Genomic DNA, 20,900 nt, shown 5'->3' on the forward strand with positions numbered 1-20,900 from the left:
GAGACGCCCCACGCCCTTCTCTTCTCTCTTCTTCTCATTGATGCACTGAAAGGACTTCCCCTATGGAATGGCTGCATGAACTCTTCAAGAAGTCGCCCGAAATGGCGCTCTTTCTCTCGCTGGCGGTCGGCTACTGGATCGGCAAGATCAAGTTCGGCAAGTTCCAGCTCGGCGGCGTGGCCGGCTCGCTGCTGGTGGCGGTGATCGTGAGCCAGGTCGGCGTGCAGATCGACGGCGGCGTGAAGGCCGTGCTGTTCGCGCTGTTCATCTACGCCGTGGGCTTCGAGAGCGGGCCGCAGTTCTTCAGCTCGCTGGGCAAGCAGTCGATCAAGGAGATCATCCTGGCCGCCGTGATGGCGGCCACGGGCCTGGCCACGGTGGTGGTCATGGCCAAGCTGTTCGGGCTCGACAAGGGCCTGGCGGCGGGCGTGGCGGCCGGCGGCCTCACGCAGAGCGCCATCATCGGCACGGCAGGCGACGCCATCGGCAAGCTCGGCCTTGCCGCGGCCGAGACGGCACGGCTGCAGGGCAACGTGGCCATCGGCTATGCCGTGACCTACGTGTTCGGCTCGTTCGGAGCGATCATCGTGTGCGTCAACATCCTGCCCAAGCTCATGGGCCGCAGCATCCGCGACGACGCGATCGCGGCCGAGACCGCGATGCAGGCCGGCGTGAAGGTGCTCGGCCCCGACCAGGAAGAAGCCGCGCCCTCGCTGGTCGGGCGCATCTACCAGCTCACGAGCGATCCGCAGCGCACGGTGGCCGACATCGAGAACGCCAACCCGGCCACCACCATCACCATCGAGCGCGTGAAGCGCGACGGCAAGTTCGTCGAAGTCAGCCCCACGCTCGTGCTGCGCCAGGGCGACTACGTGCTCACCGTGGGCCGGCGCGATGCCGTGGTGGCGAGCGCGCCGCTGCTGGGCAAGGAGGTCGACGCGGTCGACGGCATGGAGCTGACGCTGAACAAGCGCGAGATCGTGCTCACCAACAAGGACTTCGGCGGCAAGACCGTCGACCAGATCCGCCAGGCCACCGCCGGCGGCGTGCGCCACGGCATCTTCGTGGTGCAGCTCAGCCGCATGGGCCAGGTGCTGCCGATGAAGCCCGACACCGTGGTGCAGGTGGGCGACCTGGTGTCGATCTTCGGCGCCGAGCAGGACGTGAAGCGCGTCGCCTCCCTCGTCGGCGACGTGATCGTGCCCAGCGCCAAGACCGACTTCGTGTACCTGGGCGCGGGCCTGGTGGTGGGCCTCTTGGTCGGCCTGCTGAGCGTGAAGATCGGCGCCATTCCGCTGACGCTCGGCGCCGGCGGCGGCGCGCTGCTGTCGGGCCTGCTGTTCGGCTGGTACCGCGCGAAGAAGCAGACCTTCGGCGCGCTGCCGCCCAGCGCGGTGCAGCTGCTGAAAGACCTGGGCCTGGCGGGCTTCGTGGTCGTGGTCGGCCTCACGTCGGGCCTGCAGGCCGTGCAGACCATCAAGGAACTGGGCCTGACCATCTTCGGCGTCGGCGTGGTCGTCACGCTCGTGCCGATGATCCTCACGATGCTGTTCGGGCGCTACGTGCTGCGCTACGACAACACGGCCGTCTTCGCCGGTGCGCTGAGCGGCTCGCGCAGCGCCAACCCGGCCTTCGGCGAAGTGCTGGGCAAGGCCGAGAACGCCATTCCCACCGTGCCCTTCGCCATCACCTATGCGCTGGCCAACGTGTTCCTCACGCTGCTGGGGCCGCTGATCGTGGCTCTGGTCTGAGCACCACGCCTTCCCTTTTCTTTCTTCTTTCTTTTTTCAACCAAGGAGTACTCCATGGATTTCGGCGACGTGAAAAAGCTGGGCGGCCTGAGCCCGTTCGAACTGAAGGATGCGCTGATCCAGGTCGCACGACAGAGTGACCGCCTCATGCTCAACGCCGGCCGCGGCAACCCGAACTTCCTGGCCACCACCCCGCGCCACGGCTTCTTCCAGTTCGGCCTCTTTGCCATGACCGAGGCCGAGCGCTCGTACATCTACATGGCGGACGTGGGCGGCTTTCCGCAGCGCGAGGGCATCGAGGCGCGCTTCGAGCTCTTTGCCAAGTCGCACGAGGGCGAGCCCGGCGTGCGCTTCATCGAGGCCGCCGTGTCCTACGTGCGCGACCAGCTGGGCCTGTCGGCCGGCGACTTCATCTACGAGATGTGCGAAGCCATCCTGGGCTGCAACTACCCGGTGCCCGACCGCATGCTGCGCCTGACCGAGATCGTCGTGGGCCAGTACATCCACAAGGAAATGATCGGCACCCACCCCTTCGTGGGCAAGTTCGACATGTACGCGGTGGAAGGCGGCACCGCCGCCATGACCTACCTGTTCAACAGCCTGCGCGAGAACCACCTGCTGTCGCCCGGCGACACCATCGCGCTGGGCATGCCGATCTTCACGCCCTACATCGAGATCCCGCACCTGAACGACTACCAGCTCATCGAGGCGCTGATCGACGCGCCGCCGGAGAACAACTGGCAGTTCACCAAGAAGGAGCTGCAGAAGCTGCTCGACCCGAAGGTCAAGGCCTTCTTCCTGTGCAACCCGAGCAACCCGCCCTCGGTGAAGATCAGCGACGAGGTGCTGGGCTACATCGCCGACATCGTGAAGCAGCGGCCCGACCTCATCATCCTCACGGACGACGTGTACGGCACCTTCGCCGACAACTTCCTGTCGCTGTTCGCGATCTGCCCGCAAAACACCATCCTGGTGTATTCGTTCTCCAAGTACTTCGGCGCCACCGGCTGGCGCATGGGCGTGGTCGCCACGCACGAGGACAACATCCTCGACCGCAAGATCGCCGCCCTGCCCGAGGCCAAGCGCAAGGAGCTCGACGCGCGCTACAGCTCCATCACCACCGAGCCGCGCAAGCTGAAGTTCATCGACCGCCTCGTGGCCGACAGTCGCACCGTGGCGCTGAACCACACGGCCGGCCTGTCGACCCCGGTGCAGGCGCAGATGGTGATGTTCTCGCTGTTCTGCCTCATGGACGAGGGCGAGACCTACAAGAAGTCGATGAAGCACATCGTCTCGCGCCGCAAGGAAGCGCTGTACCGCGAGCTCGGCCTGCCGCTGCAGCCCGACCCGAACTCGGTGAGCTACTACCACCTGCTCGACCTGCAGGACATCGCCACGCAGATGCACGGCGAGCGCTTCGGCAAGTGGATTCTCACGAAGCTGCAGCCCAACGAAGCGCTGTTCCGCATCGCCGCCGAAACCAGCATCGTGCTGCTGCCCGGCCGCGGCTTCGGCGGCAAGCACCCCTCGGGGCGCGTGTCGCTGGCCAACCTCAACGAGTACGACTACGCGAACATCGGGCGCTCGCTGCGCAAGATGGCTTCGGAGTACTTTGCGATGTTCGAGAAGGAGGTGGGGGGTAGCAAGGCGGGCACGGCGAAGACCGCCGTGGTCAAGCCCGTGAAGACGGGCAAGGCCGGGAAGAAGAAGTAGCCCTTCTCCCCGGCTACCGGCCCCGCAGGGCGCTCAGCCCACCCTGCGCGCCGTCAACCACTGCGACGGCGCCAGGGCCGCCGCCACCACGCGCACCTCGCCGATGTGGCCGAAGAAGCCGTCGGCGCGCGCACCATTCCAGGAGCCGCCGCCCACCACCCATTGCGAGGTGGCGGAGACCGAAGCCAGTCCCTGCGCCGCCGCGGCATTGCGCAGCACCGGCGCGCCCTCGACGTACATCGTGGTGTCGTGCGACACCGGGTCATTGACGATCGCGATGTGCACCCAGCGGTCGGCAATGACCTCGCCCGACCAGTTGGTCTTGGCCCGGGGCGTTCCCGCCGGACTCGGCACGACCTCCCATTGCACTTCACGCAGGCTCGAAATGGCGAACAGCATCGGCGGCGCCTCGGCGTCGCCCAGGAAACCGGGCAGTTTCCCGCTGAGGCCGTCGCGCGTCATGATGTTCATCCACTTGTGGTTGTCGCTGGTCCAGGCCTTGTCGATCTTCACGAAGGCTTCGACCGTGTAGCCCTGGTCCAGCGTGTGCGCATTGATCGGCGCTGCCGCATCGGTGAGGAAATAGCTCATCCGAGGCGGTTCGTTCCTGTTGGTGTTGAGGAAGCGCACCGAGCCCGGCGCGGCCGAGAGGCGGTGGCGGTCGTCCGTCCAGATGATGTCGCTGTCGGCGGCATTGCGGATGACACTCTGGTTCAGGGCATCGCGACGCAGCGGGTTGGTCCCCGTCACGTCGGCAATCACGGTGCCCGGCAACACCGGCTGGTTCACCGTCCCGCCGATGAAGCGCCAGTGGGCCAGCGTGTTCGCGACCTTGGGATAGTCCTCCGCATCGGCGGCGGGCCGCTGCACGGTGGCTTCGGGGTCCTTGTAGTTGGCCAGGATCAGCGCCTTCGCCTGCTCGACCAGCGACTGCTCGACCGTGGCCTCGCCCGCAGCAAAGCCCTTGTTGAAGCCGGCGAAGCGCTGCGCGAAATCCATCTCGATGGTGAAAGCCTCGTTGGGTGTGGTGAGCACGGCCTGGTCGAAGGCGTTCAGCGTGGCAGCGGGCTTTTGCGGCACCCAGGGCGAGAACGACAGCACCTTGATCTGCTTGTTCGTCAGGTCGAACTCGTACAGGCGCATCAGGCCGTTGCCGCCCTGGTAGGCCATCTGGTAGTCGACCACCATCTCCTCGACCTTGTGGCCGAAGTCGTTGGTCTTCGTGAGGTGCGCGGCGCCGTGGTGGTGGCCGTTGAGCGTCATGAAGATCTGGTCGTTGTCGCGGATCAGTTTCTCCCACAGCATCTTGCCGTAGTCGGTTTCCAGCGGGCTGGTGCCGTCGGGCGCGATATTGAGCAGCTGGTGGTTGACCAGGATCACGGGCAGCGTCGGGTTCTTCGCGATCACCTGCCGCGCCCACGCGATGCCCGCGTCGGACACGCGCCACGACAGCGACAGCACCATGAACTTCTGGCCCTGCGCCTCGAACACGTGGTACTCGTGAAAGCCGCTGGTGTCGCGCGCGCCGAAGGTGGCCTGCTTCTTCGCGCGCTCGGTGCCGAACCACTGCAGGTAGGGCTCGGCGGCCAGGTTGCGCGCGGCGTCGGTGCCATTGACGGGGTCGACGCCGTAGTCGACGTCGTTCAGCACGTCGTGGTTGCCGGCCAGCACGCTGTAGGGCAGCTTCGCGTCCTCCAGCACCTTCATGGCGGCATCGGCCACCTTCCACTGGTCGGGCTTGCCGACCTGGTCGACCACGTCGCCGAGGTGGATGGTGAAAGGAATGTGCAGCGCCTTGGCGTTGGCGGCGATCCACTTCGTCTGCGCCGCGAAGGGCGCGCTGCCGAAGCGCTTATCGTACTGGTCGCTCTCGGCGGCGGTGGCGTAGCGCGCATAGAACTGCGTGTCGGGCATCACGGCCAGCGCGAAGCTCGAACGCTTGCTCACGGCAGGTTCTGGCGCGGGCGGGTTGGGCGCCGGTGCGGGAGCGGGCAGCGGGCCGAAGCCGGCGCTGCCGCCACCACCACCACCGCAGGCGGCGATGAGGGCGCTGCTGCCGCCGACGGTGAGCAGGGAGGCGCCGAGCTTGAGCATCTGCCGGCGTTGCGGGACGCGTTCGGTGTCGGGAGCGGAGGGGGAAGAAGACGGGGAAAGCGGAAGCGCGCGTGCGCCGCGCGGATCGACGGAATCGGACATGACAAGAGAAAACGTTGGGAAGCACCCAGCGTAGGTCGCGGCCATGACTCGGTCATGTACGGCCCATGACACTTCGTCCCCGAAGCGCCCTCCCCTGAATCCGGTTCAGGCCTTGGCCGCGCGCCCCGACGGCTCGAGCACCACCATCCGCCACGCGCACAGCGTGCCCGCCACCGCCAGCAACGCCGCCAGCGCGAACATCGTGCGATACCCCAGCTCCTGCGCCACCGCGCCGCCGAGCAACACGCCCAGCACACCGCCGAAGCCGTAGCCGATCACCGTGAACAGCGCCTGCCCGCGTCCGCGCAGGTGGCCGGGGAAGCGGCGCGACACCACGGCGATGCAGGCCGTGTGGTGCGCCGCGAAGCTCAGCGCATGCAGCCACTGCGCGATGACCAGCGCCGCGATGAAGCCGCCGAGCCCGGCCGTGAGCCCGAGCCGCGCCACGCCCGCGATGCCGCACACCAGCATCCAGCGCGGCATCGGCAACAGGCCGATGAGCCGGCCCTGCAGGAAGAACCAGACGATCTCGGCCACCACCGACAGCGCCCACAAGAGGCCGATGGTGCTCTTGCCGTAGCCGATCGAATCGAGGTACAGCGAGAAGAACGCGTACACCGAGAAGTGCGACATCACCTGGAAGAACAGCGAGGCGAAGAACCAGCGCACGGCGGGGATGCGCAGCACGGGGCCGATGGGCTCCTTCACGGCGTCGTGCGCGGCCGGCGGTTCGCGCAGGTCGGGCAGCTTCATGGTCGCGAGCAGCACCACGGCCAGCGTGCCGGCGGCCCAGTACGGAAAGTGCTTCATGCCGAAGCGCTCGAACCACTCGCCCGCGACGAACACGGTGACCAGGAAGCCGGCCGAGCCGCACAGGCGGATGCGCCCGTAGCGCCCCCAGTCGCCCGCGACGATCTGCGCCATGGCCGCTTCGGTGAGCGACATCATCGAGCTGGTGTGCGTGAACATCACGAGCAGCACCAGCGCGAGCCACCAGGCGCCGCCGTGCCACCACAGCCCGAAGGAGCTGGCCAGCGCCACCGCGGCGCTGAAGCGCAGCAACTTCACGCGCTGGCCGGTGTGGTCGCTGAGCGCGCCCCAGGCGTAGGGCGCGAAGACGCGCGTGATCGATTGCACCGAGGCCAGCAGGCTGATCGTGAAGATCGGCAGGCCCAGGTCCTTGAGCCACAGAGGCAGGTAAGGATTGAAGAAACCGATGTGCGCGAAGTAGCTGGCCGACAGGCCAGCGAACGCCAACAGGTGGCCGCGTCCGGCGGCCACAGGTGGCGCGGCAGACACTACAGGAAAGACGACTGCGGCGACGCAGCTTCGCTCTTCTCGACGGGCGGGTTCACGTCGCCGCACTGCGCGCGGTTGCGCAGCACGTGCTCCATCACCACCAGCGCGAGCATGGCTTCGGCAATGGGCGTGGCGCGGATGCCCACGCACGGGTCGTGGCGGCCCTTGGTGATGACTTCGACCGGGTTGTTGTGGATGTCGATCGACTGGCGCGGGCTGATGATCGAGCTGGTGGGCTTGATCGCGATGCTCACCTCGAGGTCTTGCCCCGAGCTGATGCCGCCCAGGATGCCGCCCGCGTTGTTGCTGAGGAAGCCGGTCGGCGTGATCGAGTCGCCGTGCGTGGTGCCGCGCTGCGTGACGCTGTCGAAGCCGGCGCCGATTTCCACGGCCTTCACGGCGTTGATGCCCATCATGGCGTAGGCGATCTCGGCGTCGAGCTTGTCAAAGAGCGGCTCGCCCAGGCCCACGGGGACGTTGGTGGCGGTGACGCGGATGCGCGCGCCGCACGAGTCGCCGGCCTTGCGCAGGCGGTCCATGTAGTCCTCCAGCGCGCTCACGTCGGCGATGGGGGCGAAGAAGGGGTTGTTGGGGACGTGGTCCCAGCTCTCGAAGGGAATGGCGATCTCGCCGATCTGCGTCATGCAGCCGCGGAACACCATCCCGTATTTTTCGGCCAGCCACTTCTTGGCGACCGCGCCGGCCGCGACCATGGGCGCGGTGAGGCGTGCCGAAGAACGCCCGCCGCCGCGCGGATCGCGGATGCCGTATTTCTTCCAGTAGGTGAAGTCGGCGTGGCCGGGGCGGAACTGCTGGGCGATCTGCCCATAGTCCTTGCTGCGCTGGTCGGTGTTCTGGATCAGCAGCGCAATGGGCGTGCCGGTGGTCTTGCCCTCGTATACGCCGGACAGGATCTGCACCGCGTCGGGCTCGTTGCGCTGGGTGACGTGGCGGCTGGTGCCGGGGCGCCGACGGTCGAGGTCGCCCTGGATGTCGGCCTCGCTCAGGGCCATGCCCGGGGGGCAGCCGTCGATCACGCAGCCGATGGCCGGGCCGTGCGACTCGCCGAAATTGGTGACCGCGAAGAGAGTTCCGAAGGTGTTGCCGCTCATGCCGGGGATTATCCCCACAAAGCAGCAGCCGACTCAGTCGGTGGTGTTTTCCATGCGCTTGGCGAGCGCGCCGAGCTGCAGCTCGATGCTGAACAGCCGCTCGTTCAGCACCGCCGTCTGCAGCCGGATCGCCTCGACGATGGCCTTGGTCTGCGGGTCGGAGGTGCTGTCGGACAGTTCCGCCAGGTCATGCAGCTTCTTGCGCAGTTCGTTGCTCATGGGGCCTCCGTTCGGTCGTGGGGTGCGTCGTGGAAGCCCCAGTATGGAGGCTCGTCAACGCTCCGGCAATGCGGCGCCGCCCGGGGGTACGGCGACCTCCTCCGCGTGGGACGCGCCCACCCCGCGCAGCCGCACCGCCACCAGCACGCCGACGAACAGCAGCACCGCGGCGCACAGGCCGGCCACCAGCCGCAGGGCGCGCAGCAGCGCCTCGCGCCCGGTGTCGAGCAGCACGGCGCCGGTGGTACCGGGCAGTTCCCCGGCCAGCGCGACCGCCCCGCCCAGCGTGCTGCGGGCGGCTTCGACCGCGGCCGCATCGGCCAGACCGGCGGGCACGGCGTCGGCCATGGCCGCGCGGTAGATCGCCGCGCCGACGCTGCCGAGGATGGCGATGCCCAGCGCCCCGCCGAACTCGGAGCTGGTCTCCGAGATGGCCGAGGCCACGCCCGCGCGCTCGGGCGGCGCGCTGCCCACAACCAGGTCGGTGGCCAGGGTGAACACCGGCGCCAGGCCGAGCGAGGAGATGACCGCGCTCGTCACCATCCAGGCCAGCCCGCCCTGCGCGGGCAGCAGCACCAGCATGCCGAAGCCCAGCGCCGCCACGCCCAGTCCGCCGCCCATCACGTAGGCCGGGCACAGGCGCCGCGTGAGCGCGGGCACGATCATCGAGCCGACGATGAAGGCGCCGGCGCCCGGCATGCTCCACAGGCCCGCCGCCAGCGGCGGCAGGCCGAGCACCAGCTGCAGGTACTGCGCGTTGTACAGAAAGAGCCCGAACATCACGAAGCAGGCCAGCATGTAGGCCCCCAGCGAGACGCTGAAGGCCGGCAGCTTGAACAGGCGCAGGTCGATCATCGGGTTGGCCAGCCGCCCCTGCCGGCGCGCGAACAGCCAGCCCAGCAGCGCACCGGCCGCGATGGCCAGCAGCGACACCGCGTCGGGCCCGTGCTCGGCCACCTGCTTGATGCCGTAGATGGCCGCCAGCACCGCGCCCAGCGAGAGCGCCACGCTGGCCAGGTCGAGCGCGCCCGCGTCGGGGTCGCGGTACTCGGGCAAGAGCCACGGCCCGAGCGCCAGCAGCAGCACCATCACCGGCACGCCGATGAGGAACACCGAGCCCCACGGAAAGAACTGCAGCAGCACGCCGCCCAGCACCGGGCCGATGACCGCGCCGGCCGAGTAGCTGGAGATCCACACGCCGATGGCCACGGTGCGCTGCGCCGGGTCGAGGAACATGTTGCGGATCAGCGAGAGCGTGGACGGCGCCAGCGTCGCCCCCGCCACGCCGAGCAGCGCGCGCGTGGCGATCAGCATGTTGGCGCTGGTCGAGAAGGCCGCGAGCACCGAGGCCACGCCGAACGCCACTGCGCCGATCAGCAGCAGCCGGCGCCGCCCGATGCGGTCGCCCAGCGTGCCCATGGTGACCAGCAGGCCGGCCACGAAGAAGCCGTAGATGTCGACGATCCACAGCAGCTGCGAGGCGGTCGGCTTGAGGTCTTCGCTGATCGACGGGATCGCCAGGTTCAGCACCGTGAGGTCCATCGAATAGAGCATGCAGGGCAACGCGATGACGGCCAGCCCGGTCCATTCGCGCGCCGTGGCGCGGGGCGGGTGCCGCCCGGTCGGGTGCGCCGCTCATGGGCCGGCTCCGCTGTCGCTTGCCGACCAGGCCTTGCGCACCTCGATGCTGCTCAAGCGCGCCGAGGGAATGCCGGCCGCAAGCTGCAGCGCCTCTTCGTCGCTGTCGGCCTCGACCAGGTAGAAGCCGCCCAGCTGCTCGCTGGTTTCGGCGAACGGCCCGTCGGTGACCGAGAGCTTGTCGTTGCGCATGCGCACCGTGACCGCCGTGCCGGCCGGCTGCAGGGCCTCGGCCACGACGAGCTTGCCGAGCGCCTGCAGGTGGGCGTCGTAGTCGATGTGTTCGTTGATGTAGTGGTCCATGTCCTGCGCCGAGAAGTGGCTCGTCTGCGCGTCGGTTCCGTAGATCAGGCAAAGGTATCTCATGCGGCATTCCCCTCGGGGTTTTCGATCATTTCCATGACCTCGATGGGACGCACCTCGATGGCGCCGTAGCGCGCCATCGGAATGCGGCCCGCCAGCTGGATCGCGGCGTTCAGGTCGCGCGCCTCGACCAGGATGAAGCCGCACAGCTGCTCGCGCGCTTCGGCGTACGGACCGTCGACGTGCGAGCGCTGGCCCTGGCGCACCTGCACCACCTTGGCGGCGCGCACCGGGCTCAGCGCCTCGGCGACGATGAAGTGGCCGGCGGCTTCGAGCAGGCGGTCGTAGGCCATCGAGTCGGCATTGAGCGCGCGGCGCTCGTCGGGCGGCAGCGCGCGAAGCACCGCTTCGTCGCAATGAACGAGGCAGAGGTATTTCATGCGGAATCTCCTTGCAGATGTGAGTGAGGACATCACTGGTCGAACGGCGACGGCCGGAATCGACAAGGGGCGTCAAAAATTTTTCGTGTCGGGCAGCGAGGCCAGCTGCCGCTCCAGGAATTGCCGCTCGGGCTGCTGGCGAACCAGCAACAACGCCTGCAGATAAGCGGCGCGCGCGTCCTCGGTGCGACCCAGGCGCCGGCACAGTTCGGCACGCGCGCCATGCGCCAGGTGGTAGCGCGCCAGCTCGCCGCGCGCGAGCAGCGCGTCGATCAGCGCGAGCCCCGCAGCCGGCCCATCGCGCATCGCCACGGCCGCCGCGCGGTTGAGCTCGGCCACGGGCGAGGGATCGAGCCGCAGCAGCACGTCGTACAGGCCGACGATCTGCGGCCAGTCGGTGTCGGCGGCCTCGGGCGCTTCGGCATGCACTGCGGCAATGGCGGCCTGCAAGGTGTACGGACCGAAGCGGCGCGACAGCAGCGCGCGCTCGACCAGCGCCGCGCCCTCCCCGATCTGCCCAAGGTGCCACAGGCCGCGGTCCTGCGCGTCGAGCAGCACGAGCTCGCCCTGCGCCGAGGTGCGCGCAGCGCGGCGCGCGTCGTGCAGCAGCATCAGCGCGAGCAGGCCCAGCGCCTCGGGGTCGGGCAGCAGCTCGGCCACCAGCCGACCGAGCCGGATCGCCTCGGCCGAGAGGTCGGCGCGCGTCACGCTCTGGCCCGACGAGGCCGCGTAGCCTTCGTTGAACACGAGGTACACCACGCGCAGCACGGCATCGAGCCGTTCGGGCAGCTCGGCCAGGCCCGGCACCTGGTACGGAATGCCCGCGTCGCGGATGCGCGCCTTGGCCCGCACGATGCGCTGCGCGATGGTGGGCGCGGGCACGAGGAAGGCCCGCGCGATCTCCTCGGTCGCCAGCCCGCAGACCTCGCGCAGCGTGAGCGCCACCTGGGCGTCGGGCGCGAGCGCGGGATGGCAACAGGTGAAGACGAGGCGCAGGCGGTCGTCCTCGAGCGCGTCGGCATCGGGATCGGCTTCGTGCCAGGCGGGCGCGGGGTCGGCCAGCGTGTCGGTGTGGGCGGTGGCGTCGTCCCACGCCGTGAAGCGCGCCTGCCGGCGGATGCCGTCGATCGATTTGAAGCGCCCCGCCGACACCAGCCAGGCGCGCGGGTTGGCCGGCACGCCTTCGCGCGGCCATTGCTCGAGCGCGGCGCGAAAGGCGTCGTGCAGCGCTTCTTCGGCCCGATCGAAATCGCCCAGCAGCCGCACCAGCGTGGCGAAGATGCGGCGCGACTCGCTGCGGTAGATCGCGTCGAGCGTGTCGGCGATCGCCGTCGGTTGTTCGGTCACCCGGTGTCGCCGCCGGCCAGCCAACGCTCGAGCTTGACGAGCGAGCCGGTCCAGCCATGGTTATGGCCGTCGCGCGCCGCTTCATCGAAGAACTGCTGGTGCATGAGCACGAGTTCGCAGCCGCCCGCGTCGGGCTCGAGCTGCACGGTGACGCGCGACTCGCGCTCGGGCGTGCTGCGCCAGGCCCAGCTGAAGACCAGCCGGCGCTCGGGCACGACCTCCAGGTAGGTGCCGCTCACGTCGTGCGTCTCGCCGTCCGCCGCCAACATGGTCACGCGAAAGCGCCCGCCCACGCGCAGGTCGACCTCGGCCAGCGGCACGTCGACGATCTCCTCGGGGCCGAACCAGTGCTTCAGCGCTTGCGGGTCGGTCCACGCGCGCCAGACTTTGGCGGGGCTGACGCGGAAGTGCCGGCGGAGCGTGAGCGAGGGGCGATCGGTGCCGGGGCCGGCGGTGGGGCCGGGGGAAGGTTTCGCCATTCGGTGTCCTCCTGGTGGTAGAGAAAGCGCGCCAGTGCATCGAGGCGGCCGGTCCAGAACTTCTCGTAGCGCGAGAGCCACACGGCAGCCTCCTGCATCGGGCCCGGCGACAGCTCGCAGCGCACGACGCGGCCCGCCTTCGTGCGCGAGATGAGGCCGGCGCCTTCGAGCACGCGCAGGTGCTTCATGAAGCCGGTCAGCGACATGCCGTGCGGTTCGGCGAGCTCGGTCACGCTGAGGCCGCCCTCACCCAGCGCTTCGAGCACGCTGCGGCGGGTCGGGTCGGACAGGGCCGCAAACACGGCGTCCAGGGCATCTGAGTGAACCATGCGGTTGAGTATCTGGAGGGGCCCGCAGGCCGTCAAGCAATGGGCCGTGCGCAGGAACGGTTTATGCATGCTGCATCGCAGCATCATCCCCCGCGAAGGAGCGCCCATGCTGGACCGAACCGCCACCCAGTTCTCCCACGTCAAGCCCGGTGACACCGAGTACGTCTCGGGCGGGTTGCGAGACTTCTTCCTGTACCGCGACCTCGGCATTGCGGCCGCCACGCACGGCAAGGTGATCGCGCACCTGGTCAAGGCCAACATGGCACCGGAAGCGGGCACCGGCTGGCACCGCCACGAGGCGGACTTCCAGATCGTCATCATGCTCAAGGGCTGGGCCCGCTTCATGTACGAGGACAAGGAGACGCGCGTCGAGGCCGGCGACGTGGTGCACCAGCGCCCCGGCATCCGCCACTTTCTCTTCGACTACTCGCCCGACATGGAGTACTTGGAGATCGTCTCGCCGGCCGACTTCAAGAGCATCGACGTCGAGCCGGTGTGCGAAATTCCGCCGCCCACGCCCTGGCCCTGAAACCCGCTGCCAGCGCGGCTTCGCGCGCCGATAAACTCCTCGCGTCTCACCAGAAACGACAACAACCGAGGAGAGAGAACTTGCGTATTCATACTGCCCGCCTGACGGCCGGCTTGCTGTTCGCGTGCGCCCTGACCGCCGCCAATCTCAGCAACGCCGCATCCCCCACCACAGCTTCCACAACCTCTGCTGCGAGCTCGCTCGAAGCCGAGCAGGAAGCCGCCTTCAAGGCCGCCAAGGCCGTGCAGAAAGCCGGCCCCGCCGACATCGTCCTGCGCGACCAGGCCCACCTGAAGCTGCCCGCCGGCTACGTCTGGGTGCCGACACCTGCCGCCGCGCAGCTCATGCGCAGCATGGGCAACCGCACCGACGACACCTTCATCGGCGCGATCTTCCCCGCGGACGACGCCGACTGGATGGCGGTCGTGAAGTTCGTGAAAGAGGGCTACATCAAGGACGACGACGCCAAGGACTGGAACGCCGACGAACTGCTCACGAGCCTGAAGGAAGGCACCGAGGCCGCGAACGAGGAACGCGCCAAGCGCGGCATCCCGGGCATCGAGGTCACGGGCTGGGCGCAGAAGCCGCAGTACGACGCCGCGACGCACCGGCTGGTGTGGTCGGCCCTGTCGAAGAAGAAGGGCAGCGACGGCGGCAACCCCGGCGTCAACTACAACACCTACGCACTGGGCCGCGAGGGCTACCTGAGCCTGAACCTCATCACCAACGCGAACGACCTCGAGAAGTACAAGCCCGACGCCACCCAGCTGCTCGGCGCGCTGCAGTACGACGACGGCAAGAAGTACGCGGACTTCAATGCGTCCACCGACAAGGTCGCCGCCTACGGCCTGGCCGCGCTGGTGGCCGGTGCGGCCGCGAAGAAGCTGGGCCTGTTCGCGGTCGCCCTCGCCTTCCTGGCCAAGTTCGCGAAGGTCGCCGTGGTGGCCGGCGGCGCGGCGCTGTGGGGCCTCACGAAGCTCTTCAAGAAGAAGAGCTGAGCCTGCAGCAGCCCGCCGCGCTCAGCGGCCCGAGAAGCGCGGTGCGCGCTTCTCGGTGAAGGCCTTCACGCCTTCGCGCCCGTCCGCGCTGCCCGCGCGTCGGCGCAGCAGGCGGTGCTCCATCTCGAAGTGCTCTTCGATCGGGCGCGCGGTGGCACCGCCGCACAGCGCCTTGATGCCCGCGAACGATGCGGTGGCACCGTTCGCCAGCCGCGTCACCAGCGCTTCGGCGGCCGCCGCCAGTTCGGCGTCCGGGTACAGCGCATCGACCGCGCCCGCCGCCAGGCAGCGCGCGCTGTCGATCGGGTCGCTCAGCATCAGCCATTGCTGCGCGCGCACCGGTCCGATGCGGCGCGACAGGAAATACGAACTCCCCGCGTCCGGCGACAGCCCGATGGCCGCGTAGCCCGTTCGCAGCTTCATCGACTCGGTGGCGAGCACGAAGTCGCCGCACAGCGCCAGCCCCACGCCGGCGCCGCCCACCGTGCCGTTCACCGCCACCACCAGCGGCGCCGGGTTCTGGGCCAGCCGCAGCAGCGCGGGATGCAGCCGGTCGAGGATGGCGTCGACCAGTTCGGGCAGCTTGTCGCCGGCCGCCACGAAGCTGTCGATGTCGCCGCCCGCGCAGAACACGCGCCCCTCGCCGGTCAGCAGGATGGCGCGCGGCGCCGCTTCGAGCACCTCGTCGATGGCGCGCGCCAGCGCATGGCTGCTCGCCAGCGACACCGAGTTGGCGCGTTCGGGCCGCTTCAGCACGATGCGGCCGATGCCGTCCTGCACGCCCCAGGCAATGCCTTCTTCGAACTGCATCTCAGATCCCCGTGAGCCCGCCGGTGCACATGAGCGTCTGGCCGCTCACGTAGTCCGACTCGGGCGCGCACAGCAGGTACACCGCGCCGGCCGCCTCTTCGGGCGTGCCGCCGCGGCCCAGCGGGATCGACTGTTCCATCATCGCCAGCAGGCCGGGGTTGACGCCGACCTTGATCTCGCGCCCCTCGATGTTCGCGGTGGTGGCCTCGGCCGTGCTGGCCGTGAGCCGCGTCTGGATGAAGCCGAAGGCCACGCAGTTCACCGTGACGTTCATGCGGCCCCACTCCTTGGCCAGCGTCTGCGTCATGCCCACGATGCCGGCCTTGGCGGTCGAGTAGTTGGCCTGACCCGCATTGCCGAAGAGCCCGGCCACCGACGAGATGTTGACCACCTTGCGCACCACGCGCCGACCGGCCTCGCCCTCGGTTTTCGCCAGCGCGCGGATCACGGGCTGCGCAGCGCGCAGGATGCGAAACGGGGCCGTCAGGTGCACGTCGATCATGGCGTACCACTGCTCGTCGGTCATCTTCTGCACGACGCTGTCCCAGGTGTAGCCGGCGTTGTTGACGATGATGTCCAGGCCCTTGAACTCGTTCACCGCCGTGCCGACGAAGCGCTCGGCGAAGTCCGGCGCCGACACGCTGCCGACGCAGGCCACGGCCTGCCCGCCCGCGGCGCGGATGGCCTGCACGGTTTCGTCAGCCGGTTCGGCGTCGAGGTCGTTGACGACGACGCGTGCGCCTTCGCTGGCGAGCTTCAGCGCGATCGCACGGCCGATGCCGCGGCCCGAGCCGGTGATGAGGGCGACCTTGCCTTCGAGTTTGGGTGTCATGTCTCTTCTCTCTTCTCTCTTCTTTCATTCGTACGTTCAAGGCATCAGCGCAGTGCCACGAGCGCCTCGCCCGCGATGCGCGTCTGGCCGTGCTGGTTGGCGCTGAGCACTTCCACGCGCACGCAGCGCTCGCCGTCCAGCTCCAGCTTCTCGACCACGCGGCCGGTGCAGCGCACGGCATGCCCCAGGTGTGTGATGCCCTGGAAGCGCGCGTCGAAGCGGCGCAGCTGCGCCTGCGGCACCCAGTGCGTGAGCAGCCGGCCGAGCCAGGCCATGCCCAGCATGCCCTGCGCGAACACGTCGGGCATGCCGGCCTTGCGCGCGAAGTCGGTGTCGATGTGGATCGGGTTGTGGTCGCCCGAGGCGCCCGCGAAGAGCGCGAGCGTCGTGCGGTTCACCGGCGGGAGTTGCAGCGCGGGAAGTTCGTCGCCGACCTGGACGGTGTCGTAGCGGAGGGTCATCGCAGGTTCTTTCTTCAGTGGCGGCAAACGATCACCGTGCGCAGCTCGGCCACGAGTTCGTCGCGCTGGTTGGTGGCGCGCGAGGTCTTCACCACGAACTCGAGTGCGCCGTTCTTCTTGTCGTAGATGTCGCTGATGATGGAGCGCACCGTCACCGTGTCGCCCACGCAGGCGGGGCGGTGGTAGCTGAAGCTCTGCTCACCGTGCAGCAGCTTCGACAACGGAATCTGCAGGTCGGTGAGCAGCTGGTCGGAGGCGCCCGAGTCCAGCTCGGCGGCGAACAGGAAGGTGGGCGGCACCGGCAGGTCGGGGTAGCCGGCATCGCGCGCGGCGGCGGCATCGGTGTAGACCGGGTCGGTCTCGCCGATGGCCTTGGCGAAGAACTGCAGCCGGCTGCGCTCGATGGGCAGCACCGAGGCGGGCAGTTCGTGACCGATCCATTTCTTGTCGATCATGTGCTCCGCCCTCAGACGCGTTCGTACAGCGTGACCACGCAGGCGCCGCCCAACCCGAGGTTGTGCTGCAGCGCCATCCGCGCGCCTTCGACCTGGCGCTTCTCGGCCGTGCCGCGCAGCTGCTGGACCAGCTCCGTGCATTGCGCGAGCCCCGTCGCGCCGAGCGGGTGGCCCTTCGACAGCAGGCCGCCCGACGGGTTGGTGACCACCTTGCCGCCGTAGGTGTTGTCGCCATCGACCACGAACTTCTCCGCACCGCCGACCGGGCACAGGCCCAGCGCCTCGTAGCTGATGAGCTCGTTGTGCGCGAAGCAGTCGTGCAGCTCGACCACGTCGATGTCCTGCGGGCCGACACCGGCCGCGTCGTACACCTTCTGCGCGGCCTCCTGCGCCATGCTGAAGCCGACCACCTCGCGCATGTCGCGCGCCTCGAAAGTGATAGCCCGGTCGGTGGTCATGGCCTGAGCCTTGATGCGCACGCTGCGGTCCAGCCCGTGGCGTTCGGCGAAACGCGGCGAGCAGACGATGGCGGCCGCCGCGCCGCAGGTCGGCGGGCAGGCCATGAGCCGCGTCATCACGCCGGGCCACATGACGGGCGCAACCATCACCTCGTCTTCGGTGACGACGGTGCGAAACAGCGCCACCGGGTTGTTCGACGCATGGCGGCTGGCCTTGGCGCGGATCTTCGCGAAAGTGGACATCTGCGTGCCGTACTGCTGCATGTGCGCCAGGCCCGCGCCGCCGAAGTAGCGCAGCGCCAGCGGCACCTGCTCGTTGCCGACCAGCTCGTCGGTGATCGACTCGAAGTGGTCGAACGGGCTCGGACGGTCGTTGAACACCGCGCCCAGCGCGCCGGGGCTCATGTGCTCGAAGCCCAGTGCCAGCACGCAGTCGGCCGCGCCGCTGGCCACGGCCTGGCGCGCCAGGAACAGCGCGGTGGAGCCGGTGGAGCAGTTGTTGTTGACGTTGACGACCGGGATGCCGGTCATGCCGACTTCGTACAGCGCGCGCTGGCCGGCGGTCGAGTCGCCGTACACGTAGCCGACGTAGGCCTGCTGCACCAGCTCGTAGCCGATGCCGGCGTCTTTCAGCGCGGCGTTGGTGGCGTGCGCGGCCATCTGCGGGTAGGGCTGGTTCGCGCCCGGTTTGGTGAAGGGGATCATGCCGACACCGACGACGTGGACATCCTGGCTCATGAGGGGCTCCTGAAGTGAATGAATGAGTGAAATGGGAAGAGAAACAGGGCTCAGGCTACGCTTCGTTGGCGCCCTTGCCAAAACGGTTCGCGCAACCGGGTCTTGAGCACCTTGCCGGCACCCGACAGCGGCAGCGCCTCGACCACCGCCACGCTGCGCGGGCACTTGTAGGGTGCAATCAGCGCCTTGCAATGCGCAATGAGCGCCTCGTCCGCCAGCTGCTGGCCCGGCTTGAGCACGAGCACCGCATGCACGGCCTCGCCCCACGCCTCGCTGGGGATGCCGATGACGGCGCAGGCCGCCACGGCCGGGTGCTGGTTGATGGCGTTCTCGACCTCGGCCGAATAGATGTTCTCGCCGCCGCTGATGATCATGTCCTTCAGGCGGTCGACCACGAAGATGTAGCCGTCGTCGTCCATGTAGGCGCCGTCGCCCGTGTGCATCCAGCCGCCGCGCACGGCCGCGGCCGTTTGCGCGGGCTGGTTCCAGTAGCCTTGCATCACATTGGGGCCGCGCACCGCGACCTCGCCCACCGTGCCGCGCGGCACTTCGGCGCCCTCGCCGTCGACGATGCGAACCTCGGTGCAGTAGCTCGCGCGGCCGGCCGAGCGCAGCTTGCCTCGTCGCTGGCCTTCGGCCGTGTGGTTGCGCGCCGGGTTGATGGTGGCCAGCGGCGACAGCTCGGTCATGCCGTAGGCCTGCACGAAGTCCACGCCCGGAAAGGCGGCCATCGCGCGGGTCAGCACCGCCTCCGAGATCGGCGAGGCGCCGTAGGTGATGCACTTCAGGCTGCTGAGGTCGCGCGGCTCGCGCATCGCGGGATGGTCGACCAGCATCTGGATCATGGTGGGCACCAGCAGCGCGTGCGTGACGCGGTCCTGCTCGATAGCGTTCAGCACCGCTTCAGGGCTGAAGGCCGGAATGATCGCGTGCGTGTTGCCCTCGAACCAGTGCGGTGCGGCCAGGCCCATGTCGGCCAGGTGGAACATCGGCGCGGCATGCAGGTAGCAGCCCTCGGGCGAGGCAAGGCCCTCGGCGTGCAGGGCCAGCCCCGAGCTGCCCATGTTGGTGTGGCTCAGCATCACGCCCTTGGGAAAGCCCGTGGTGCCGCCGGTGTAGAAGATGCCCGCCAGGTCGTCGTCGCAACGGCCGGCGTCGGGCACGGGCGAGGCGGCCTCCAGCAACGCCTCGTAGCCGAGCATGCCGGGCGGCGTCGGGCCGTCGCGGCAGTAGATCACCTCGCGCAGGCTGCTCGCCTGGCCGCGCATCTGCTCGACCACCGGGCGGAAGGTGTCGTCCACCAGCAGCAGCGTGGAGCCCGAGTCGTCCAGCGAGTACAGAATTTCGGCCGCCGACCAGCGGATGTTGCAGGGGTTGAGCACGCCGCCGCCCCAGGGCACGGCCATCTGGTATTCGAGGTAGCGCGCCGAGTTGAGCGCCAGCATGGCGACCCGGTCGCCCGCCTGCATGCCGAGCCCCTGCAGGGCGCCCGCCAGGCGCGCGACGCGCTCGGCGTACGCGCGAAAGCTCAGGGTGCGGCCCGAAGCGCGCACGGCGATCCGGTCGGGGTGCTGCTGCACGCTGCGGTGCAGCGACTGGGTCTGGTACATGGCGGTTGTCTCCGTTCGGTTCTTGTGTAGGCGCATGGTAGAAACCGCGCCGTGCCGCGGCGATTGCGCATCGCATCGCCCGCATGGCAGAAAACCTCAATCGACACCCGCGCCGCCACCGGGTCTGATCCGCTCACGCATGCTGCAACCGCCCGTCACCATCCCGATCGTGTTCGTCCAGGGCATGCTCTCGGGCGTGCGTGCGCGCGGCGACGATGCGCCGATCTGCATCGACACCGCGCTGCAGGATGCCGGCATCGCCCCCGCCCTGCTCGATGCACCGGGCGCGCGCGTCACGGCCGAGCAGTACGTGGCGCTTTTCGCGCTGCTGATGGAACGGCTGGACGACGAGGCCCTGTGCTTCCTGTCGCGCCGCCTGCGCTGCGGCAGCTTCGCGCTCATGACCCGCGCCACGATGGGTGCCCCCACGCTCGAGGTGGCGCTGCGGCGCGTGGCCCGCACCTTCAGCCTGCTGCAGGACGACCTCGAGATGGTGCTGCTGCACGAAGGGCCGCTTGCGGGCTTCGGCCTGCGGGTGCAGGGCATGCCGAGCGCGCCGCTGAACTTCCTGCACGAGCTGATGCTGCGCGTGTACTGGCGGCTCTTTGCCTGGCTGCACGGCGGCCGGCTGACGGCGCGTCGCTTCGACTTCGGCTTCGAGCAGCCGCCCTACGCGGCGCGCTACAACAAGGTGTTTCCCGCGCCGCTGCAGTTCGGCCAGCCGCTGTCGGCCGTGTGGTTCGACGCCAGCGCGCTGGTCACGCCGATCCGCCGCGACGCGCGGGCCATGCGCGACTTTCTGGCCGCCGCGCCGGCCCATGTGATCCTGCCGCCGCTGGGCGAGCTGGCGGTGAGCGCGCGCGTGCGCACCGTGCTGCAGCAGCACCGCCCGGCCTGGGCCGACCTGGCCACGGCCGCGCGCAGCCTGCACATGTCGGTGAGCACCCTGCAGCGCCACCTGGCCACCGAGGGCACCTCGTTCCAGTCGCTCAAGGACCAGCTGCGGCGCGACGTGGCCATCGTGCGCCTGAACACCAGCACCGTGCCGCTGGCGGCGCTGGCCGAGGAGCTGGGCTTTTCGGACAGCGCGGCGTTCCAGCGCGCCTTCAAGACTTGGACCGGTGGGGCGCCGGGGTCGTATCGGCGGCGGCCCCTGCCGGACCCGGAGGCCTGAAGCTGCCGC

General features: G+C 69.0%; 20 protein-coding genes and 1 pseudogene. 5 read left to right on the top strand and 16 right to left on the bottom strand.

Features of this window, described 5'->3' with window-relative positions; genetic code table 11:
• Positions 1-62: 62 nt before the first annotated feature.
• Positions 63-1,751: an aspartate-alanine antiporter gene (aspT, locus tag VBO01S_RS15140; RefSeq protein WP_062475727.1), complete on the top strand. Its 1,689-nt coding sequence runs from the start codon at positions 63-65 to the stop codon at positions 1,749-1,751.
• Positions 1,752-1,805: 54 nt separating this feature from the next.
• Positions 1,806-3,464: a bifunctional aspartate transaminase/aspartate 4-decarboxylase gene (locus tag VBO01S_RS15145; protein ID WP_062475730.1), complete on the top strand. Its 1,659-nt coding sequence runs from the start codon at positions 1,806-1,808 to the stop codon at positions 3,462-3,464.
• Positions 3,465-3,497: 33 nt separating this feature from the next.
• On the opposite strand, the gene VBO01S_RS15150 is transcribed toward VBO01S_RS15145, so the two are convergent.
• The 10 genes and pseudogenes from VBO01S_RS15150 to VBO01S_RS33475 all read right to left on the bottom strand — a co-directional run.
• Positions 3,498-5,660 (bottom strand): LamG-like jellyroll fold domain-containing protein, encoded by a 2,163-nt coding sequence (locus VBO01S_RS15150; RefSeq protein ID WP_062475733.1) that lies wholly within the window; start codon positions 5,658-5,660, stop codon positions 3,498-3,500.
• Between the two features lie 105 nt (positions 5,661-5,765).
• Positions 5,766-6,941 carry an MFS transporter gene (locus VBO01S_RS15155; protein WP_235926652.1) on the bottom strand — a complete coding sequence of 392 codons (1,176 nt, stop codon included), beginning with the start codon at positions 6,939-6,941 and terminating at the stop codon, positions 5,766-5,768.
• A gap of 17 nt (positions 6,942-6,958) precedes the next feature.
• Positions 6,959-8,071, bottom strand: coding sequence for a chorismate synthase (gene aroC / locus VBO01S_RS15160; RefSeq protein ID WP_062475740.1), 1,113 nt, complete (start codon positions 8,069-8,071; stop codon positions 6,959-6,961).
• 33 nt (positions 8,072-8,104) lie between these two features.
• Entirely contained in the window at positions 8,105-8,290 is a 186-nt protein-coding gene (locus VBO01S_RS15165) for a hypothetical protein (protein ID WP_062475744.1), read from the bottom strand.
• Positions 8,291-8,344: 54 nt separating this feature from the next.
• Positions 8,345-9,868: an MFS transporter gene (locus tag VBO01S_RS15170; protein WP_062475748.1), complete on the bottom strand. Its 1,524-nt coding sequence runs from the start codon at positions 9,866-9,868 to the stop codon at positions 8,345-8,347.
• 57 nt (positions 9,869-9,925) lie between these two features.
• A complete protein-coding gene (locus tag VBO01S_RS15175; protein WP_062475751.1) occupies positions 9,926-10,294 on the bottom strand; it encodes a YciI family protein in 369 nt (122 codons plus the stop codon).
• The gene (locus VBO01S_RS15180; RefSeq protein WP_062475754.1) at positions 10,291-10,671 is read right to left on the bottom strand and encodes a YciI family protein; all 381 of its coding nucleotides are present in this window, start codon (positions 10,669-10,671) and stop codon (positions 10,291-10,293) included. The genes VBO01S_RS15175 and VBO01S_RS15180 overlap by 4 nt, the downstream gene beginning before the upstream one ends.
• Before the next feature lie 72 nt (positions 10,672-10,743).
• Positions 10,744-12,018, bottom strand: coding sequence for an RNA polymerase sigma factor (locus VBO01S_RS15185; protein WP_255221124.1), 1,275 nt, complete (start codon positions 12,016-12,018; stop codon positions 10,744-10,746).
• Positions 12,015-12,497 carry an SRPBCC family protein gene (locus VBO01S_RS15190; protein ID WP_062475760.1) on the bottom strand — a complete coding sequence of 161 codons (483 nt, stop codon included), beginning with the start codon at positions 12,495-12,497 and terminating at the stop codon, positions 12,015-12,017. The genes VBO01S_RS15185 and VBO01S_RS15190 overlap by 4 nt, the downstream gene beginning before the upstream one ends.
• A 149-nt stretch (positions 12,498-12,646) precedes the next feature.
• A pseudogene (locus tag VBO01S_RS33475) lies at positions 12,647-13,036 on the bottom strand (ArsR/SmtB family transcription factor); the annotation flags it as partial.
• Here VBO01S_RS33475 and VBO01S_RS15195 point away from each other — a divergent pair.
• Entirely contained in the window at positions 12,933-13,355 is a 423-nt protein-coding gene (locus tag VBO01S_RS15195; protein WP_062475795.1) for a cupin domain-containing protein, read from the top strand. The pseudogene VBO01S_RS33475 and the gene VBO01S_RS15195 overlap by 104 nt on opposite strands.
• A gap of 80 nt (positions 13,356-13,435) precedes the next feature.
• Positions 13,436-14,353, top strand: a complete 918-nt coding sequence (locus VBO01S_RS15200) for a DUF2167 domain-containing protein (RefSeq protein WP_255221125.1) — start codon at positions 13,436-13,438, stop codon at positions 14,351-14,353.
• A gap of 21 nt (positions 14,354-14,374) precedes the next feature.
• Here VBO01S_RS15200 and VBO01S_RS15205 read toward each other — a convergent pair whose 3' ends face one another.
• The 6 genes from VBO01S_RS15205 to VBO01S_RS15230 are packed head-to-tail and all read right to left on the bottom strand — an operon-like array spanning position 14,375 to position 19,717.
• Complete coding sequence (locus VBO01S_RS15205; protein ID WP_062475763.1) at positions 14,375-15,163, bottom strand: enoyl-CoA hydratase/isomerase family protein; 789 nt, start codon at positions 15,161-15,163, stop codon at positions 14,375-14,377.
• A gap of 1 nt (position 15,164) precedes the next feature.
• Positions 15,165-15,995 (bottom strand): SDR family NAD(P)-dependent oxidoreductase, encoded by an 831-nt coding sequence (locus tag VBO01S_RS15210; RefSeq protein ID WP_062475766.1) that lies wholly within the window; start codon positions 15,993-15,995, stop codon positions 15,165-15,167.
• Between the two features lie 44 nt (positions 15,996-16,039).
• The gene (locus VBO01S_RS15215) at positions 16,040-16,456 is read right to left on the bottom strand and encodes a MaoC family dehydratase (protein ID WP_062475768.1); all 417 of its coding nucleotides are present in this window, start codon (positions 16,454-16,456) and stop codon (positions 16,040-16,042) included.
• 14 nt (positions 16,457-16,470) lie between these two features.
• Complete coding sequence (locus VBO01S_RS15220; protein WP_062475771.1) at positions 16,471-16,911, bottom strand: MaoC family dehydratase N-terminal domain-containing protein; 441 nt, start codon at positions 16,909-16,911, stop codon at positions 16,471-16,473.
• 11 nt (positions 16,912-16,922) lie between these two features.
• On the bottom strand, positions 16,923-18,107 hold the full coding sequence (locus VBO01S_RS15225) for a lipid-transfer protein (protein ID WP_062475774.1): 1,185 nt from the start codon (positions 18,105-18,107) through the stop codon (positions 16,923-16,925).
• 50 nt (positions 18,108-18,157) lie between these two features.
• Complete coding sequence (locus VBO01S_RS15230) at positions 18,158-19,717, bottom strand: long-chain-fatty-acid--CoA ligase (RefSeq protein ID WP_062475777.1); 1,560 nt, start codon at positions 19,715-19,717, stop codon at positions 18,158-18,160.
• Positions 19,718-19,856: 139 nt separating this feature from the next.
• On the opposite strand from VBO01S_RS15230, the gene VBO01S_RS15235 reads away from it, so the two are divergent.
• On the top strand, positions 19,857-20,891 hold the full coding sequence (locus VBO01S_RS15235) for an AraC family transcriptional regulator (RefSeq protein ID WP_062475780.1): 1,035 nt from the start codon (positions 19,857-19,859) through the stop codon (positions 20,889-20,891).
• Positions 20,892-20,900: the final 9 nt, after the last annotated feature.

The organism is Variovorax boronicumulans NBRC 103145, from assembly GCF_001591345.1.
GTDB classification, from domain to species: Bacteria; Pseudomonadota; Gammaproteobacteria; order Burkholderiales; family Burkholderiaceae_C; genus Variovorax; species Variovorax boronicumulans.

Coding starts and splice junctions, on each gene's coding strand:
- aspT (WP_062475727.1), top strand. CDS start 63: ATGGAATGGCTGCATGAACTCTTCAAGAAGTCGCCCGAAATGGCGCTC.
- VBO01S_RS15145 (WP_062475730.1), top strand. CDS start 1,806: ATGGATTTCGGCGACGTGAAAAAGCTGGGCGGCCTGAGCCCGTTCGAA.
- VBO01S_RS15150 (WP_062475733.1), bottom strand. CDS start 5,660: ATGTCCGATTCCGTCGATCCGCGCGGCGCACGCGCGCTTCCGCTTTCC.
- aroC (WP_062475740.1), bottom strand. CDS start 8,071: ATGAGCGGCAACACCTTCGGAACTCTCTTCGCGGTCACCAATTTCGGC.
- VBO01S_RS15165 (WP_062475744.1), bottom strand. CDS start 8,290: ATGAGCAACGAACTGCGCAAGAAGCTGCATGACCTGGCGGAACTGTCC.
- VBO01S_RS15175 (WP_062475751.1), bottom strand. CDS start 10,294: ATGAGATACCTTTGCCTGATCTACGGAACCGACGCGCAGACGAGCCAC.
- VBO01S_RS15180 (WP_062475754.1), bottom strand. CDS start 10,671: ATGAAATACCTCTGCCTCGTTCATTGCGACGAAGCGGTGCTTCGCGCG.
- VBO01S_RS15190 (WP_062475760.1), bottom strand. CDS start 12,497: ATGGCGAAACCTTCCCCCGGCCCCACCGCCGGCCCCGGCACCGATCGC.
- VBO01S_RS15195 (WP_062475795.1), top strand. CDS start 12,933: ATGCTGGACCGAACCGCCACCCAGTTCTCCCACGTCAAGCCCGGTGAC.
- VBO01S_RS15205 (WP_062475763.1), bottom strand. CDS start 15,163: ATGCAGTTCGAAGAAGGCATTGCCTGGGGCGTGCAGGACGGCATCGGC.
- VBO01S_RS15210 (WP_062475766.1), bottom strand. CDS start 15,995: ATGACACCCAAACTCGAAGGCAAGGTCGCCCTCATCACCGGCTCGGGC.
- VBO01S_RS15215 (WP_062475768.1), bottom strand. CDS start 16,456: ATGACCCTCCGCTACGACACCGTCCAGGTCGGCGACGAACTTCCCGCG.
- VBO01S_RS15220 (WP_062475771.1), bottom strand. CDS start 16,911: ATGATCGACAAGAAATGGATCGGTCACGAACTGCCCGCCTCGGTGCTG.
- VBO01S_RS15225 (WP_062475774.1), bottom strand. CDS start 18,107: ATGAGCCAGGATGTCCACGTCGTCGGTGTCGGCATGATCCCCTTCACC.
- VBO01S_RS15230 (WP_062475777.1), bottom strand. CDS start 19,717: ATGTACCAGACCCAGTCGCTGCACCGCAGCGTGCAGCAGCACCCCGAC.
- VBO01S_RS15235 (WP_062475780.1), top strand. CDS start 19,857: ATGCTGCAACCGCCCGTCACCATCCCGATCGTGTTCGTCCAGGGCATG.